Genomic DNA, 17900 nt, shown 5'->3' on the forward strand with positions numbered 1-17900 from the left:
TTATGACTTGGGTCGTCGTTTTGCACCTTGCTTAATGTCTATGTTTTTCAAGAAAACATCAACATAATGTCGAGAAAGTCTATTCAGGACATTTGTCTTTCGATTATAATGTAAGAAAAAATGACATATAGGAGAGCCGATATTGAGAAATGATCGTGTGTTTACGATAAAGGAAATGTTGGATCGTCCTGTTTTTGACAGAGCAAGGCTTGCGGCAGGTCAAGAGGGATTGTCTCGGCAAGTTGGATGGGTTCATGTGCTGGAGATTACCAATGTTTCTCCATTTGTAAGCCCTCATGATCTTATTTTATCCACTGGACTATGGCTTCAATCGGCAGAAGGTCGTGAGGAATACCTGTTGCAGTTGATTCGGAGTGAGGCGGCAGGGCTATGCGTGGAGTTTGGTACATCTATCTACAGCATTCCTGAACAATTAATTGAACTAGCTGACCGACATCAGTTTCCGTTGATTGTATTTGAACAGCCGGTTCGTTTCGTCGAGATTACTCAAGACATCCATTCACTACTCATTAACCACCAACACCAGTTACTCAAAAGTTTGGAATCGTACTCTCGGAAGCTTCAGCAGCTAACACTGCAAAGTACGGATATGTCCACAGTCATGAGCCTATTGCATAACTATGCGACTAAACCGGTTGTATACATTTCCTCAATGGAGCCTGGGAGCTTCGTTCCGGATCTGCCACCTGAGTCTGAACAGGCCATCTATACGTGGTATGAGCAGGAGGTGGAGCATCTGGATCTGAATGATTCTGAACCCGAATTATGGTTCCATCTGGATGAGGACAATGTGCTGCTCTGCCATCCGGTTGTCTGTTTCGGTCAAGTGTTCTCTGCAGTAGGTATGCTTGTCCATCCAACGGCACCCGTGGAGTATCTCAAGCTGTTGCTGGATTACACAGCCAAAGCTGCAGCAACGCTCACCTTGCGTTCCCAGTTCTTGGAGGAGAAGATGGTGCGGAACCAAAATGAGCTGATCCAGGATTTGATGAATGGAAACATTCATCAAGAGGAACAGGCTCAGACTCGGATGGGGTTACGTTTGCTGGTGAAGGGACAGTATTGGTTCGCGGGAGGAGTAATGGAGATTGAGCATCAAAGGAAGGGAACAGGTCGGGAACGAATGGAAGCAAACCATCAGGATATCCTCGTACTTCTTCGCTCTCTGCTCAAAAAGAATAATTTAACGAGTTTAATTATGCTTAAGAATAATCAGGTATACTTGTGCTGTGCCAAGGAAGAGAATAACGTGTCCACGCGTGACCAGCTGTTTCGAGCGCTTGAAGGCATTGTTGAGGATGTTAAACAATTTGCGAGTCGTAATCTGAAGCAAGTCGCAATCCATGTCGGTTTTGGCAAGTTAAGAAGCCGCTTGACCGAAATGCATGGTAGTCTCCAAGAAGCCTATCAGGTCATTGAAATATCGCGAACGGTGGATCAGATGGAACATGTTCATTTCTACGAACGTATGGGTATATATCAAATGTTAAAAGCTTTGCCTCAATCCTTCCTGCAACCATTCGTCAATGATCACCTAGGCGTGCTGATCGAGCATGATCGGGCATATCATCTCCGGCTTGTCGTAACGCTTGATGCGTACCTACGCAGTTTTGGTTCTAAGCGGGATGCTGCTGCCCGATTATTTATTCATCGACAGACATTGTACAACAGGCTGGAGAAGTTAGAGGAGCTACTCGGTTCGGATTTTATGGATCAAGGGAGAAGAATCTGTCTGGAGATGGCGCTTCTCGCCCATGCAATGATAGAGGATGAACAGCTTCACCATCGCTAGAACCTAAGATATAAGCTTAGGGAGTGTTAATTCGTTTGATTCCAAGCGATGGTTTAGCATTTTTTGCTGATGCGATATGTGTGTTGCATTTCTGTAGTCAGAAAGGGCTTGTTAAGTATCATACGACGTCCGCGCTTTAATTTCGGTTGATTGGTGATAGAAGCAAGGGATAGGAAGGGGGGCGCCACTAAACGATAGGGGGATGAAGCGCGTTTGGCTTCCAAAGCCTCTGTCTTGGAGGAAAAAGTCCTCATTTGGCGAATCCATTCATTTAATCGCTCTGGATTGATTCCGATTTGCTCGCTCAGATTATAGATATCGAGATTTTTTCTCACACAAATCCGCCTTTCCATGAATTTCGAGAAGTATAGATGATGAAAGGGAAGCATGAAATTCGAAATCAGTTGATCAGTGGAATGCATTCATCAATACGTTGTTAAACGTTTACATGTCTGTTACGAAGTCTCTTCTATAATTTGGCTTTTATCGAGATTTTATCATTTTATACTTGATTATGCGTCTCAATATAGTCTCAATTTGATTGAAAAATAAAGTATATTGAAAGTACTAGTACTAGTACGGAGGATATAGATGGGAAACAGTGGTGAATCACGATACGATAGTTATTTCGGTCAGGGCAAACGATTTGTTGGACGAATTCGAGAATTGAATATGTTGAATCATTGGTTTGCAGATTCGGTAGCGCCCCTTACTATCTTTTCGATAACAGGAATGGGGGGCATTGGCAAATCCTCCTTGCTCTCGGAGATGATGGCTGTATCTCGTAATCAGGGGGCAACCGCGATCTGGATGGATGGTCGATTCTGTGGCTCGACCCCTTCGGTTTTCCTGGATTATCTATCTTCTGCTGTAGGACTGGAGATGATGGAGAGTGGAGAGAATCATCCGCCATTAACTCATTTGCGCGCTGCCTCTGCTCGGAATCGATACGTTATTGCGGTGGATAATTATGAGGAGCTGGTTTTGCTGGAAAGCTGGTTCCTTGAGGTGTTTGTTAACAAAATACCGGCTAACGGTGTACTTATTATTTTGGCATCAAGACCAGAGCCTGCTTCAGCTTGGCGGATACATCCTCGTTTACAGCAATATCTGGTTCAGATGCCGCTGCAGCATTTCACAGATGAAGAGGTTACGAATTACATTGCAGGTGTGGGCACGTTGAACCGCCATATGGCAGGCAAGATCGCTCGTATGACGGATGGTCATCCACTTGGTCTTGCACTGGCGGTGGAAGCAGCGGATCAACATTGCAATATACAACTGACGGAATGGGCTGAACTATCACATATGGTCAGTGCCCGTCTGCTACATGAATTGACATTGCCTAGTTTGCAACCAATGGTAGAGGTATTAACCTTGCTGGAGACTGCGAATCAAGAATTGTTATCCTCTGTATTGCAAACAGAAGTGACGCTACAGGAATACCAGGTTCTGAAACGCATGTCGTTTATTAGTTCTGATCGGAATGGTGTGGTCTTACATGATTTAGCTCGACTGCATCTGTTACGGGATTTTCGCCAACGAGAACCACAACGACTGCAAGCTATGCGTGTCCGCATTGCAGGTATTCTGAAACCGTTGCATGAAAAAGCAGAGCCGCATGAGCGCTATCAAATCACGAGAAAAATGCTGTTATTATGCCAAGAGTCTATGCTGCAGCACCGAAAATACGCAGATGTTTCTGCTGACTCCCTGTTCTCGCCAATGGAGGCGATGAGGATGGAGGATATGCCGGCACTCCAGCAGTTGTTGTGGCAATGGTGCCAATATAGCGTAGAACCGTGGCAAGCACCGCTATATCGTGATTTTCTGGACGAATTGGCACGCCGATACCCAGAAGGCATTGTGGTCATGCGGGATAAGAGCGGTGAGCCCACTGCGATGTTCATTACTGTTTTTGTACACCGGGAGAGCAGTGAGATTCTACTTAAATATTTCCCCAATGAAATGCAAGAGTGTTTTACGCCAGAGGAACTGAAGTGTGACCCGGATCAGGCAGATACGCATTATGCGGTTTTGGTTGCGGCCAGAGATGATGTACCCGGTTATAAGCGTGAGGAGCTCGTCGGTTATATGGCGTTGGATCGTTTATCGTTACTAGGGGATGGTTCTAGAGTGATGCTTGTGGCCACCAATCCGAATTTGAAGCTTTTTCTGCAAAGTATTGGTTTTCAGATGAGGAAAACACGTACACGTGTGTGTGACTTGTATGATGAGCAAGCTGATGTACTGGAATTGGATCTGCGCAAAGAAAAATTCGGGGATTGGGTCATGTCCTTGCTGAATACAGAGACTTTGGCTAACGGTACCTCCCATACAACGGCGGTAAAGGAACGAACGTCGTGGACGGAAACAGATGTCCGGAAAATGCTGTCGTTATTGCATTCTCCTGGAGAATTACAACTGTATGCGGAGCGAATGAACGGTATGGAGAATGGCATCCAGTTTCAGATGTATGTGCTGGATTTGCTTGAGGGAAGGACACATGGGATCTGTCAGCAGGATCAGATGTTGCTGTATGCTGCCTACTGGACACATGCTGGCAATCCAACTGCCGCTGCACAGGTATGTTCCATGAGTCGAGCGACCTTTTATCGCCATCTACGAGCCGCCCTGAAGCGGTTAGCGCGGGTGTTATAAGTCGGAACCTGTGTTAAGGATGAATCAATGAGTAGTTGAAAAGATGAATAGATAGTTGAAGCAATGAATGCATGAAACTAATAAACGAATAAATGCAAAAAAACACGCAGTGGAGGATGGTAAACCGTTACTGCGTGTTTGGTGTGGGCACTCATTTCGTTCTATCGAACTCAATGGTTCAGGATTGAACTAGCGAAGTGTTGTCTAGTAATGCCATTCGCACCGCGCCGAGGGTCTATAGGCCAAGTCGCTTCATTCGATTATACAGCGTCGCTCTTGAGATGCCGAGCTGACGAGCGAGTGTGCGTTTGTTTCCTCCGGCATCTTGTAGATATTGGAGTAACAGCTGTGACTCAAATGCATCAAGCCGATCCTGATAGGAAGAGGTAGAAGGATCGTCCAACAATCCCATCGTCTCCGAATGAGTTTCATCAGTAGCATGAAGCCCGCTAACTTGTGTCTCTGAGTGAACCACACCTGAACTTGCATATGAATTAAGAGACAACTGCTGCTGAGTGTTGATCTGTTCTTGATTCATGGATACAAGTAGCGATTCGGGTAGATAATCTGCCTTTACTTCGCCATCCGTAGTGAGAATGGTCATTCGCTCGATGACATTCCTTAATTCCCTTACGTTACCCGGCCAGTCATATTCGAATAACAGCTTGAACACAGCGGGAGGTACGAGTTCGATATGCCGGCTATATAACAAAGAAAACTCCTGCAGAAAGGTCTGTGTTAATTCGTAGATGTCTTCCTTCCGTAGACGTAGTGGGGGAATGATGAGATTAATGACATTCAGCCGGTAGTAGAGATCCTCTCTAAACTGACCGCGTGCGATCATATCCATTAAATTCTGATTGGTTGCTGCAACGATCCGGCAATTTGCCTGCTTGATGCGTGTTCCACCTACGGCGAAATAGCTCTTCTCCTGCAATACACGGAGTAGCTTAACTTGTAGCTCCAAGGGCATCTCGCCGATCTCGTCAAGAAATAACGTTCCGCCTTCCGCAAGCTCGATTTTTCCCTTTTTGCCCTTCGGATCAGCCCCGGAGAAGGCTCCCTTCTCATAGCCGAACAATTCACTTTCGAACAAAGAGGCAGGAATAGCACCACAGTTTATGGCGACAAAAGGTGCAGTTTGTGGTTCGCGTAGATCATGAATGGCTTTGGCGAATAGCTCTTTACCTGTGCCGCTCTCCCCGAGAATGAGCACAGTAGCTGAAGTGGTGCTAATTTTACGGATGGTCTCCAGACATTGTTTGATGACTGGGCTGCTGCCTTTGATTTTGGCAAAGGGATCTACATCCGGACGCAGCCTGGCGACAGCCTTTTCCAGATGTTGAACCTTAGAAGTCATATGCAGCAATTCCTGATGAAGTCGGATTTCAGTTGTTATATCCACTTCGGCTGCGACCGCTCCAACAATTTGGCCATCCAGATACACAGGACGTGCATTGATTAAAGCGAATAGATCAGGTCTCGGTTGATGCTGTTTACGATATACGGTTTCACCGGTGTAGAGTGTTTTGAGTGATTGAAGTCGGTCGAGTGGAAAAAAGTCTGCAGCAGGCTGGCCGATGATCTCCTCTCGATGGATGGAAAAAACATGCTCCGCATCGGATGTCCAGTAAGCTACTTTGGCCTCTTCATTAATTAAAGTTAGTGCTGTACCTGCCGTTTCCAGTGTAGTTTCGAAGTAGGCTTCCAGAAGGCGATGGGCGTGATACATCTCTTGCAGTAGGTCGGCTGCGGCGATATAACCGAGAATATGCTCTGCTTCGTCTTGAATTAATACATATGGACTGGCATAGAAGAGAGTCAGACAGGTTGCAAGCTCGGTTGATGATAAAATGATTGGTACAGGTATTCGTTTATGGGACGGAGCCTTATCGGATTCGGACGTTTGGGGTATCCATGAATATCCTAACGTATCGCGAAAAAAGACAGGCTCCTGAGAAGTTTCACGGTGAGCTGGTTGTGAAGCTAGTCGATGAGTGTACTCCATCATGGTCTCGCCCTGAATGATAAGTTCAGTGCGTAATAAGGACATCAGATTGGGAAGTAAATGTTTCAATGCGATCACCTCAATTAGAACATTGCGTTATTTAAAAGGAAATAGGTGTAGTCCTTCTATAACAAATGGATAGAACACCCATAATGTTAAACATATTATAGCTTTCCAAATGCTGTATGTATATATTTTTTGACATCAAATGTATAGGTATGGAAGAATTCGAGCGTGAAGTATATAAAACACATAAAGTATGCGTTTACAAAATGGTGAGAATTGTGGAATTACTGATATGACGTAGTTCACGCAATTCAAAAGTTATATACAAGTTATAATATGTGACATCATATCGCTTTAGATTTAGATCATTCATGAATGTGTTTAGATTGGATTTACATGAGGTTGTCGGGAGGTGTCTAATTATTCGTACACTTCAATTTGGGGATGTTAAATTTTTAGACATTGTTGGTGGGTCACAAGAAACAAGCCAACCTTGAGAGATACAGGCTGGCTTGAGATGAAAGTGAACATATATTATCTGAACATATTTTTGACAACCATCCAGAGGTTAGCCGGTTTCTCCGCCAATCGACGAGTATAGTAAGGGTACCACATTGTTCCATAGGGAACGTAACAACGAATCCGATATCCCTCTTGTGCTAATCGCTCTTGCTCACTCATACGTAAGCCATACAGCATCTGAAATTCATAGGCATCTGGCGAGATTCCTCGATCTTTAGCGTATTGCTTCGTCCATGAGATGATGTGATCATCATGTGATGCAACTGCGGTATAGACACCTTGGTCGAGATGATGCCGAATCATCAATTTGAACTGTTCAATGACTTCCGAAGCATTTTGATAGGCCACCGTAGCGGGTTCTTTATAAGCTCCTTTGACAAGGCGAAGTCGAATTCCTTCCCGAATCATATCCCGCGTGTCTTCTACGGTTCTATGCAAATACGCCTGCAGCACGGTACCTGTGTTCACCAGTCCTTCACCATGTAGCCGGCGAACGATATCCAGCGTCGCTTGGGTAAACGGACTATCTTCCATATCAATTCGCACAAAAAGGTCATGTAATTTCGCCTGCGCGGCCACTGCTCGAATATTTTCATACCCTTCTTCGGGGTCAAGGGCAAGCCCCATCTGTGTGGGTTTAAGCGATACATTTGAATCTGCTTGCTCGCGAGCAATACCATCGACCAGTCGTAGATATTCATCCCGATACAATGCCGCTTCGCTCAAACGAGTAATCCCTTCTCCGAGATGATCCAGGGTTGCCATGATGCCTTTATTGTTGAGTATGCGAATCTCTTCAAGGGCTTCCTCCAGTGTATTGCCAGCAATAAATTTCCCAGCTAGCTTTTTTCCATATTTTACAGATAGATTCTCCACAGTTTTGTTCCCTGCAACAGTTAGCAGCGTTTTGCGGTACATTTCCGTTCCAATACTCATCTTGCTTCCTCCTTATGAATCATGCTTCTGATACCAACATATCCAGCAAGAATCATGCCAATCTGTAGCGTTGGACGTATGCATCACCAATGAAATCTGTAAACTATCTAAATTTCACAAAAAACTACAAAAATATTCCTACCTTAACCGGTGTTGGCACGGATCTTGCTACATATATTTGGGTGAGACCCAACCAGCGAATCTATATCACATCCTGAAGGAGGAATTATTTTTATGAATATCCCTTTTGTGAACGAACCCTTTACGTCCTTTGCTAACCCGGCCAACCAAGAAGCTTTTGAGAAAGCACTTCGTCAGGTGGAATCGGAGTTAGGACAACAATATTCTATGATCATAGGCGGGCAAAAGGTAACGAGCTCCCGCACATTAACCTCTGTGAATCCCGCCAATAAAGAACAGGTCATTGGCACGATCTATCAAGCCGATCAGGAGCTGGCAGAGCAAGCGATCCAGACTGCGGCAGAGACATTCCGGTCATGGAAGCATACCGACCCGAATGAACGGGCACGATTGCTGTACAAAGCAGCAGCGATTATGCGTCGCCGGAAGCATGAATTCTCTGCTTGGCTTGTATATGAGTCAGGGAAGACATGGCCAGAAGCGGATGCAGATACAGCGGAAGCGATTGATTTTATGGAATTTTACGCTCGTGATATGCAGCGGCTGAGTCAGCCTCAGCCACTTACACGAATTGCTGGTGAGGATAATGAGTTAACCTATATTCCGCTCGGCGTAGGGATTGTCATCCCGCCATGGAATTTCCCACTCGCCATTATGGCTGGCATGACATCGGCAGCGCTTGTTGCGGGCAACACCGTTGTATTGAAGCCAGCTAGCACAACGCCAGTGATTGCGGCTAAATTCATGGAACTGCTGGCTGAGGCAGGTTTGCCGGACGGAGTCGTCAATTATTTGCCAGGGCCAGGCAGTGAAGTCGGTGATTATCTGGTGGATCATGCATTGACCCGGTTCATTAGCTTCACAGGCTCCAGGGATGTCGGACTGCGGATTAATGAGCGTGCAGCCCGCACGGCACCAGGTCAGAAGTGGATTAAACGGGTAATTGCCGAGATGGGCGGCAAAGACTCCATTGTGGTGGATAATGACAGTGATCTGGAGCTTGCAGCAGAATCTATTACCGCATCGGCATTTGGTTTCTCGGGACAAAAGTGTTCTGCGTGCTCGCGTGCCATTATTCATAAGGATGTATATGATGAAGTATTGCAAAAAGTGATTGAGCGCACAAAGCAGTTGTCGATGGGAAGTCCGCTCGAAGTAGGTAGCCAGGTTGGACCTGTTATTGATGACAAGGCGTATGCCAAAATTAACGAATACATTGAAATAGGCAAGAGCGAAGGAAGATTGGTACTGGGTGGTGGAACAGGCAACGCAGAAGGTTACTTTATCGAACCAACCATTATTGCGGATGTTGATCCACAGGCTCGTATTGCGCAGGAAGAGATTTTTGGCCCTGTGCTTGCCTTTATTAAGGCGGAAGACTTCAAGGATGCTTTGGAGATTGCCAACAATACAGATTATGGTCTGACCGGTGCGGTAATTTCACGGAATCGTGAGCATTTGCAGCAAGCTAGACAGGAGTTTTTTGCAGGTAATTTGTATTTTAACCGGAAATGTACTGGCGCGTTGGTAGGTACGCATCCTTTTGGCGGATTCAATATGTCGGGTACGGATTCCAAAGCAGGCGGAAGAGACTACCTATTGCTGTTTACCCAAGCGAAGCTGGTGTCGGAGAAATATTAAACACGCGCTAAGTTTTAGCTTCATACGCTAACTAAGATTAGGGATGTCCTTAAAGTGCGTGTTCAAAAAGGTCGGTTTTCAGTACCGAGAAGATGGGATGAAGATAGAAATGGAGTAGCGGAGCGTAGATTAAGCTACGTGAGCAACGGACATTTCGGCTGAATCCCATATTCGAAGCTAAGATGCCGTCAGGCATCCTTCGTAATCAAAAGCGGACTTTTTGAACAACCTCTTAAAGTTTAATGAAGAGCACACGCCCTAGATTGTTGTGTTATGATGTGCTCAAAATATGTACTCAATATGTACTCAATGTGTGTTCAACATGTATGTGTTCGTGCTTCGATACAAGTTCTCAGACTGCCGCTAAGGAGGGAGACGGATGCTTGGAATGCAGTTGGTGCAAGAGCAACGTGTACGACTGTCCATTACACCAGAGATGAAACAATCCATTCATGTATTAACGTTGTCCAGCCAGGATTTGGCTCGTTATCTTCAGGATGCAGCAGCAGACAATCCCGTTCTAGAGATTGAAGAAACCACGGCACAAGTAGCTCGGCTCCCTGCGCGGCAGAATCATGGTAGAGGAGGCTCCTTGTACGATCCGTTTCTCCGGATCAAAGGGGCTGAACCTACGCTTGAACAGTGGCTGGCGTCACAGATTCGTGTACTCGCACTGCCTTCACAGCGGAGAGCAATTGCTATTTATTTGGCTGGCTGTGTTAATGAAGATGGTTATCTCGCGGTTGATCTCACCGAGGTGCCTTCGTTACTCGGCATATCTATGGATGAGGCGATGGCAGGACTGGATGTACTGCAATCGCTCGAACCAGCGGGTGTTGGCGCACGTAGTTTATGCGAGTGTTTGCTCTTGCAGATGAAGCGTGACCCAGCGGCTGCTCCTTTTGCGGAACAGATGGTGGAGGCAGGGCTGGAAGCGTTAGTTCCGTTCCATCCAGGCCGAGCAGGTGCACGGTTAGCGATCACTTCTCAACAAGCGCAGAAGGCTTATGATTACATTTCGAGTTTGAACCCTAAGCCCTGTCGATCTATTGGCTCCAAGGAATCTCCACACTACATCATTCCCGATGTGGCTGTAGCTGTTCGAAACGGAGTGACTTGTATTCGACTGTGCTCAGCAGGTATCCCGCGAGTATCAATTAACGAAGAATACGCTCATTGGTTCAGAGATCCTTCTACGGATGAGTCTTGGCTGGCACGTACAGCAGAAGCTAGGGCGATCATTCGAAGTGTATACTTACGGCGGGGCACATTAATGCGTGTGGTGGCAGCGGTACTGGAGGAGCAGGAGCGGTTTATGTCTGAGGGGCCGTCTGGATTAAAATCCCTGAGCATGGCGGCCGTTGCTGACAAGATCGGCATGCATGAGTCAACCGTAAGTCGTGCCGTCCACGGGAAGTACGTTCAAACGCCGCATGGTGTATTGGAATTGAAGGCCTTCTTCACTTCAGGCATTGCAACAACACAGGGAGAGCAGATGTCGGCATCTGCAGTAAAGTTGAGGTTAAAAGCATTGATTGCTACGGAACGTGCGGATCGCCCGTTCTCCGACAGTGCCTTAGCCACATTGCTGCAAAAAGAAGGCATCATCCTTTCGCGTAGAACGGTCGCTAAGTACAGGGAAGAGCTTCAGATCTTATCATCGCTTGAACGCAAGCGGTGGGGATAAACAAGCAACAGACATTATTACAGTGATCCGTTATCTCTAACTGAATCATAACGATAAACAGCCCCCATGAACCGAGTGTTATCGGTCTAGAGGGGCTGTTATTTTTTTTGTTTTGTTATGTGTGGTGTGTCTGGATGGTGGTTCTTTTTAACGGTTATAGCGAAAAAGCGAATTATTGTTCCATGTTAAGCAGGAAACGCTCGCCAGCAATACCTGGCGTCGTCATCTGTTCTGGATGCAAAATTTCCTCAAGCTCTTCTGGTGTCAACAGACCACGCTCCAGAATGATTTCCTGCAGAGAAGCACCTGTCTTCAATGCCTCTTTCACGATTGAAGCGGCCACATCATAACCGAGATGTGGATTGAGAGCTGTGATGACACTGAAGCTCTGCTTCATAATGATTTCACAACGCTCCCGGTTTGCTTCCATCTCTTCGACGGCATAACGGGTAAATACGTCGATACCATTATTCATGATTTTCAACGATTGTAACAAGTTAAATGCAATGACAGGACCCATGACGTTCAGTTCGAATTGACCTGCTTCACAAGCCATGCAGATGGTATGGTCATTACCCATGACCTGGAAGGATACCTGGTTAATGACTTCCGCCATAACAGGATTCACTTTACCCGGCATAATGGATGAGCCTGGTTGACGCGGTGGTAGGCGCAATTCATTGAAGCCTGCACGCGGACCTGAAGCCATCATACGAATGTCGTTACAGATTTTGGAGAGATTCACTGCACATACTTTTAGCGCAGCGGACAGTTCCATGTAAGCATCTGTATTCTGAGTCGCATCTACGAGATCCTCTGCCGTTTGCAGCTTCAATCCCGTAATATCTGCCAGATGCTCTGTAACCTTAACGATGTATTCGGGCTTGGCATTCAGACCCGTACCTACAGCTGTAGCACCAAGGTTGATGGTCAACAGACGGCGATTAGCAAAATCGAGACGTTCCATGTCACGACCAAGCACCCGTGCATATGCGCCGAATTCTTGTCCAAGTCGAATGGGCACCGCATCCTGAAGGTGGGTACGTCCTACTTTGACGACATCGTCGAATTCCTGCTCCTTCTTACGGAAGGCATCCTGCAGTCGTTGCATCGTTTTCAGCAAGGTTTCCGACAGGTGATATGCTGCGATACGAAGGGCTGTAGGAATGACATCGTTCGTGGATTGGGACATATTCACATGATTGTTGGGATTACAGTGGAAGTAGTCTCCTTTGTTCTGCAGCAGTAGCTCCAGCCCACGATTGGCAAGAATTTCGTTCATATTCATATTCATGGAGGTGCCTGCACCACCTTGAATGGAGTCTACAATAAAATGATCAATATGATGGCCCTTCATCATTTCTTCAGCGGCCATGACGATGACATCGCCGATTTTGCGTGGCAGCATTTTGAGTTCCATATTCGTGACTGCCGCTGCTTTCTTAACAGCAGCCAGAGCCGTGATTAGTTCGCGGTGCACGGGAACGCCGGTAATGGGGAAGTTTTCTACTGCCCGTACCGTCTGTATTCCGTAGTACGCATAGTCAGGAATTTCTTTTTCACCGATAAAGTCTTTCTCAGTCCTTGTGGACATTTCGTTCGCCTCCAGTGGCATCCAAAAATAGGTCAACTCTGGCATAGCCAAAGCGCACTCAGTATATCATTTAAGCAAAATGGATGCCAAGCTAAATCATTTGACCCTAAATTCCGATAAATAATTTAAATTAGATATATTACCCGACGTTGAAGCCACCATGAGATGATTTTATTGTTATTAAAATTCGATACGGACGGATGTAACTGTTTTGTGCACGGAGTTGAAGGGGGAATCTTTTCTTATAAATTATGCGCTATAAGGTTGAGAAGGTATTCATAATAGCGTTTTCAGTGATGAATATCACATGTATTTTGGAAAAGTATTGGTAAAATAGGAAAAAAGGACTATGAGGTGCGAAGATGAAATGGACTTTAGGCGCAAAGACAGTCGCAGGTCTGGTATTGATTTCAATTATTACATATGGAACTAGCGGCTTTTTTATATTTTTTCTCCAGGATTGGTTCTCATTTGACATCCCAAGCTGGTTATACATTTCAATCGTTCTGGTGATGGGGGTATGCTGGAACGGGATCCTCGGTTATTTTGCATCACGGTGGTTAACGCGTCCAATCGTACGTCTGGCCAAAGCGGCTCAGCAAGTTTCATCGGGCGACCTGACTACGGAGATTCCACAGCGTCGTACCGCTGATGAGCTTACGGTTCTGTACGATGCATTTCGGGCGATGGTGACGAATCTACGTGGCATTGTGAATGATATCGCGGATAGCACCCGGACAACTTCGCAGAATGCCCAGTCCCTGAGTGAAGCCATTACCCAGGCAGCTGAGCAGATTGAGATGATGTCAGATGCAGTAGATCACATTGCTGTCGGCGTAGAGGAGCAGAAAGTGACATCACAGCATTCATTAGTGACTGCCGACGAGATGCTTGGTGATTTTCAACGGATGCAGAATCAGTCCATGGGCATGGCTGAAATGTCCGGGCAAATGGAACGTTCGGTAGAGCATACGAAGCAGACTTTCTCTTCCTTGATGAAAGGGATGGACGAGCTGGCGGTATCGCATAACCGTTCTCGTGACATTATGGTTCTGCTTGAGAAGGAAGCTTCGGATATCGAAGCAATCACACAATCCGTTAAGAATATCGCAGAAGAGACGGGACTGCTTGCCCTTAATGCATCCATAGAGGCTGCAAGGGCAGGGGAAGAAGGCGCTGGATTCGCTGTCGTTGCACAGCAGATTCGCAAACTCGCAGACGAGAGTAAAGATTCCGTACATCGGATCAATGAGTTAATTAGCCGAGTTCAGCAACGGATCAGAGACACGGCCCAATTGATTCATGAACAGCATGGGCTTGTCGTGAATGAATCTCAGCGGACGATTAATGTAGATCAGACGTTGCAGGAATTGACGGGATCTGTGGAAGTGTTCATGAAAGGTGCGCACGACATCGGCCTCAAAATTGCAGATCAGACGGGGCGCGTAGAACTGACACATGGTCATGTGAAGCAAATCCAAGGTAAGGCAGGCTCATTCTCGGATGAAGCCAAACGGATTATGAGTGCGGCACATGAAGAAACAGCGATTATGGAGGAGATCTCCTCTTCTGCTGAAGAGCTAAGACAACTAACGGATCGTTTGATGGACAAGACCAAAGCATTCCGGATGCAGCCTTGAGCTGTGTCTGGAGTGTTTTTTTACTTTATTTTCTAAAAATATCACTGGAATTTTGCTTATATTGGTTAAACCCGAACGTTCTTTCGCAAAATGAAAAGTTTGTAAAGATATTTTTATTAAACATTAACAAAAACGCAACGCTTGGGCGATAAATGACGGTATAATAGTCATATTCCATGAAATAAGAAGGAGCCCAGTATATTGAAAACGACTTGGACAGGTATCCTGCTGATGATTATTTTGGCGGTAGCTACAATTAGTACAACTTCCGCTGCCAAAACGACCAATGTACAACAAAAACAGCTTAACATAGATGAGCAATTCAGCCAGACCGAAGCGGTCGTGGCTTCTGATATCGAAACAACAAAGGAACATGCAATGAGCCTGGACACATCTGCTCCAATCAACAAGGAATATGTGTCGGTAGCTCCCGAAAATGATGCCATTCGATTATACCCGATGCAAGTGGAGGGTTCTGGATATATATATAAAGGCTTAGTGCTTGAAGCAAATGGTAAAACTCGCGAGTTCAGTGATTGGACAGCAGAGGGTGGAAGCAACAAACCGGAAATACATGAGATTGATCTGAACGGTGATGGGCAAAAAGAGATTGTTGTTATGTTTACGCAAGGTCATGGAACGGGAATTTATTTAGGTCAGGCATACATTATTCATCCTGAAACGTTGGAAGTCATGAAGATGCAGTCGTTAGAAGATATTGTGAAGCAGCATGTGGAATCAAAGATTGATGTTACGGCAGGTCAGGTGGGCATTGATGTGTCCATTGATGGGGTTAAGGGTGATCCCATTCGAATACAGGAAGATACGGAAGGAATGCAGTACTACGATCAACTTCTGTTTGGTGATGTCATTTATTATGGTTTGGAGAACGAACAGCTGGTTGTATCCGTATCGGGCGCCTACGGTTTTGCCGTGTATGGCGGTGAATTGAAGTTCGCTTATGGCTATGAGGATGGCGAGTGGAAAGCCGTGAACGTGCATTATACGAATGAAGAATACGAAGATGGATATGAAGAGTCCTTTGATTAAGTGGTGTAACAGAAGATTCGCGTGAACGGGTATATATAATATGAGCTATGCGAACAGTGGGGCTGAAAAAAAACCAGTAGGTTCAGCCTCATTTTGTGCTGTCTAAAAACAAATAAGACATAAAAAAATACCAGATAATTGTAATAAATGAATTGACATTTTTACTTTAGTGATTTAAATGTATAAAGGACAACTCATTTCTCAGGGAGGGATTAGTAGTGAAAAAGAAGGTTGTACTTGGATTGATGGTAGGCACACTAACGTTAGGGATCGGTACAGGAGCATTGGCAGCAACAGGACTGGAGCCAATCAAAGCATATCTCAACAGTAAGATTACGCTGAAGTTAAATGGGGAAACCGTGACAGCGAAGGACGCTAACGGTAAGAACGTATTGCCAATTACCTATAACGGAACGACGTATTTGCCGGTTCGTGCGGTGGGTACACTGCTTGGAACTGAAATATCATATGACGGGGCAACTTCTTCCGTCCTGATCGGTGGAACAAATGGGTCAACGCCAGTAACGGACAATAAATTAACATTAAGCTCTTTGGGAACATCGGTGCTCGGATCTATTGCATGGCATACCAAAGATCCTGCGGAGACATCATACAAAGGCAAGGATTACAAAGACGTGTATCTGCATAATGATCCTTCGACACAGGGAAGCGATATTCAGATTAACACGGGCAAAAAGTATACATCCCTTCATGTGGAACTGGCAGCTCTCCAAGGCAATCAGAAGATTCAGGTTGTTGACCAAGATCGCACTGTCCTGAAAACAGTGAATATTACGCCAGAAGACGGCTTGATAAGTCTGGACGTGGATGTTAAAGGCACAGAGGCTGTCTATGTCGAGATCGTAGCTGAAGATCCGGGTTCAGCGCTGTTTGTACCGCTCACAACATCTTATCTAACGAAGTAAAATGGAACATTTGCATGGGTGCACCAACTAAGGTGACTTCATAAAAAAACGATTATTCACGATGCATCCCCGCTTTCTATTTAGAGGATGCATCATCGTGATAATCGTTTTTTTTGCAGAAAGCAGTATGATGTGAATGCTGTTCGTCTCTTTTAACGAATCACAGTATCCAGCGGTTTGAGTTGTGCTTCAATCTCTTTGCGGCGGCCTTCTAAGAATGGAGGCAGGGCTAGAGATTCACCGAGAAATTCAAGTTCTTCGTCTGTATCGAAACCAGGGCCGTCCGTGGCAAGCTCGAACAGAATGCCATTGGCTTCTCGGAAATACAGGGAACGGAAGTAGAAGCGATCTACAAAACCTGAGTTCGGGAATTTGAAGTTACTTACACGGTCTACCCATTGCTTCAGTTCCTCTTCGTTGTCTACGCGGAAGGCAACATGGTGAACACTTCCGCGACCAGGACGTTCGATCGGCAAGTCGTTTCGTTCTTCGACATGCACTTCAGTACCACTTCCGCCGTCACCGGATTCAAAGACCAGAATGTCTGGCTGGCCTGCAACCAGAGCAGGGTATGAACCTTTAGAGCGGAAGCCGAGCAGATCCGTAAGAACAGGGGTTGTCAGCGACGCATCTTGAACGGTCAGATGAATTGGGCCAAGACCAATAATGCCGAATTCAGCAGGCACTGGGCTTCGATCCCACGGTTTTCCACCAGGGACACCTGTATTGTGTTCATCTGAAACCAGAATCAAACGCTGGTTCTCAAAGTCGGTAAAGGAAAGGGTCAAGCGGCCACCCCGCTCCGTAATTTCACCGTGAGGTACTTCGTACTCATCGAAACGTTGTAGCCAGTACGTGAGTGCTGCGTCGCTCGGAACACGTAGGGATGTCGCTGAGATGCTATTCACGCCTTCGCGTGTCTCACCAGCCATCGGAATCTCGAAGAACGTAAGCTCTGTGCCAGGATTCCCTTTTTCGTCACCATAGAACAGGTGGTATACAGATACGTCATCCTGATTGACCGTCTTTTTGATAAGGCGAAGACCCAAGACATTGGTATAGAACTGATAATTATTCGCTGCGCGTGCAGTTAAAGCAGATACGTGGTGAAGTCCTTTGATTAACATATGAATTCCTCCTAAGTAGTGTGGATGTAATACAGTGCTCGGTGTTATAGATGAAAATGGCTTGTCATTTTATTTTATCGTGAATTAATTTAAGTTACTAACTTTTAGTTTGTTTTGTTCTTGGATTTATCTTAACATAAAGATAATG

12 protein-coding genes are annotated in these 17900 nt (G+C 45.7%); 7 read left to right on the forward strand and 5 right to left on the reverse strand.

The annotated features are described in order from the left end of the window. Positions 1-142 precede the first annotated feature (142 nt). Positions 143-1813 carry a PucR family transcriptional regulator gene (locus tag M3636_RS19255; RefSeq protein WP_128100599.1) on the forward strand — a complete coding sequence of 557 codons (1671 nt, stop codon included), beginning with the start codon at positions 143-145 and terminating at the stop codon, positions 1811-1813. Between the two features lie 53 nt (positions 1814-1866). Here the strand turns inward: M3636_RS19255 and M3636_RS19260 are convergent, their stop codons facing one another. Continuing rightward, entirely contained in the window at positions 1867-2148 is a 282-nt protein-coding gene (locus M3636_RS19260; protein ID WP_128100600.1) for a hypothetical protein, read from the reverse strand. Between the two features lie 256 nt (positions 2149-2404). On the opposite strand from M3636_RS19260, the gene M3636_RS19265 reads away from it, so the two are divergent. Further along, entirely contained in the window at positions 2405-4474 is a 2070-nt protein-coding gene (locus M3636_RS19265; RefSeq protein WP_251383651.1) for an nSTAND1 domain-containing NTPase, read from the forward strand. A 235-nt stretch (positions 4475-4709) separates the two neighbouring features. Here the strand turns inward: M3636_RS19265 and M3636_RS19270 are convergent, their stop codons facing one another. Then, positions 4710-6551, reverse strand: a complete 1842-nt coding sequence (locus M3636_RS19270; RefSeq protein ID WP_251383652.1) for a sigma-54 interaction domain-containing protein — start codon at positions 6549-6551, stop codon at positions 4710-4712. Between the two features lie 471 nt (positions 6552-7022). After that, positions 7023-7946 carry a proline dehydrogenase family protein gene (locus M3636_RS19275; protein ID WP_251383653.1) on the reverse strand — a complete coding sequence of 308 codons (924 nt, stop codon included), beginning with the start codon at positions 7944-7946 and terminating at the stop codon, positions 7023-7025. A gap of 234 nt (positions 7947-8180) precedes the next feature. On the opposite strand from M3636_RS19275, the gene pruA reads away from it, so the two are divergent. Together pruA and rpoN are read left to right on the forward strand one after the other, a co-directional pair. Beyond that, complete coding sequence (gene pruA / locus M3636_RS19280; protein WP_251383654.1) at positions 8181-9728, forward strand: L-glutamate gamma-semialdehyde dehydrogenase; 1548 nt, start codon at positions 8181-8183, stop codon at positions 9726-9728. A gap of 379 nt (positions 9729-10107) precedes the next feature. Beyond that, the gene (gene rpoN / locus M3636_RS19285; protein WP_251383655.1) at positions 10108-11415 is read left to right on the forward strand and encodes an RNA polymerase factor sigma-54; all 1308 of its coding nucleotides are present in this window, start codon (positions 10108-10110) and stop codon (positions 11413-11415) included. A gap of 172 nt (positions 11416-11587) precedes the next feature. Here the strand turns inward: rpoN and M3636_RS19290 are convergent, their stop codons facing one another. Beyond that, on the reverse strand, positions 11588-13009 hold the full coding sequence (locus tag M3636_RS19290; RefSeq protein ID WP_235540455.1) for an aspartate ammonia-lyase: 1422 nt from the start codon (positions 13007-13009) through the stop codon (positions 11588-11590). 362 nt (positions 13010-13371) lie between these two features. Here M3636_RS19290 and M3636_RS19295 point away from each other — a divergent pair, with 362 nt between their 5' ends. The 3 genes from M3636_RS19295 to M3636_RS19305 all read left to right on the forward strand — a co-directional run bounded on the left by M3636_RS19295 (position 13372) and on the right by M3636_RS19305 (position 16625). Further along, positions 13372-14649 (forward strand): methyl-accepting chemotaxis protein, encoded by a 1278-nt coding sequence (locus tag M3636_RS19295; RefSeq protein ID WP_251383656.1) that lies wholly within the window; start codon positions 13372-13374, stop codon positions 14647-14649. Between the two features lie 201 nt (positions 14650-14850). Continuing rightward, positions 14851-15699, forward strand: coding sequence for a hypothetical protein (locus tag M3636_RS19300; protein WP_251383657.1), 849 nt, complete (start codon positions 14851-14853; stop codon positions 15697-15699). Between the two features lie 218 nt (positions 15700-15917). After that, on the forward strand, positions 15918-16625 hold the full coding sequence (locus M3636_RS19305; RefSeq protein WP_128100608.1) for a stalk domain-containing protein: 708 nt from the start codon (positions 15918-15920) through the stop codon (positions 16623-16625). 152 nt (positions 16626-16777) lie between these two features. Here M3636_RS19305 and M3636_RS19310 read toward each other — a convergent pair whose 3' ends face one another. Further along, complete coding sequence (locus M3636_RS19310; protein WP_251383658.1) at positions 16778-17752, reverse strand: ring-cleaving dioxygenase; 975 nt, start codon at positions 17750-17752, stop codon at positions 16778-16780. Between the last annotated feature and the right edge of the window lie 148 nt (positions 17753-17900).

It is taken from the genome of Paenibacillus sp. MER 99-2, assembly GCF_023714095.1.
Classification (GTDB): Bacteria; Bacillota; Bacilli; order Paenibacillales; family Paenibacillaceae; genus Paenibacillus.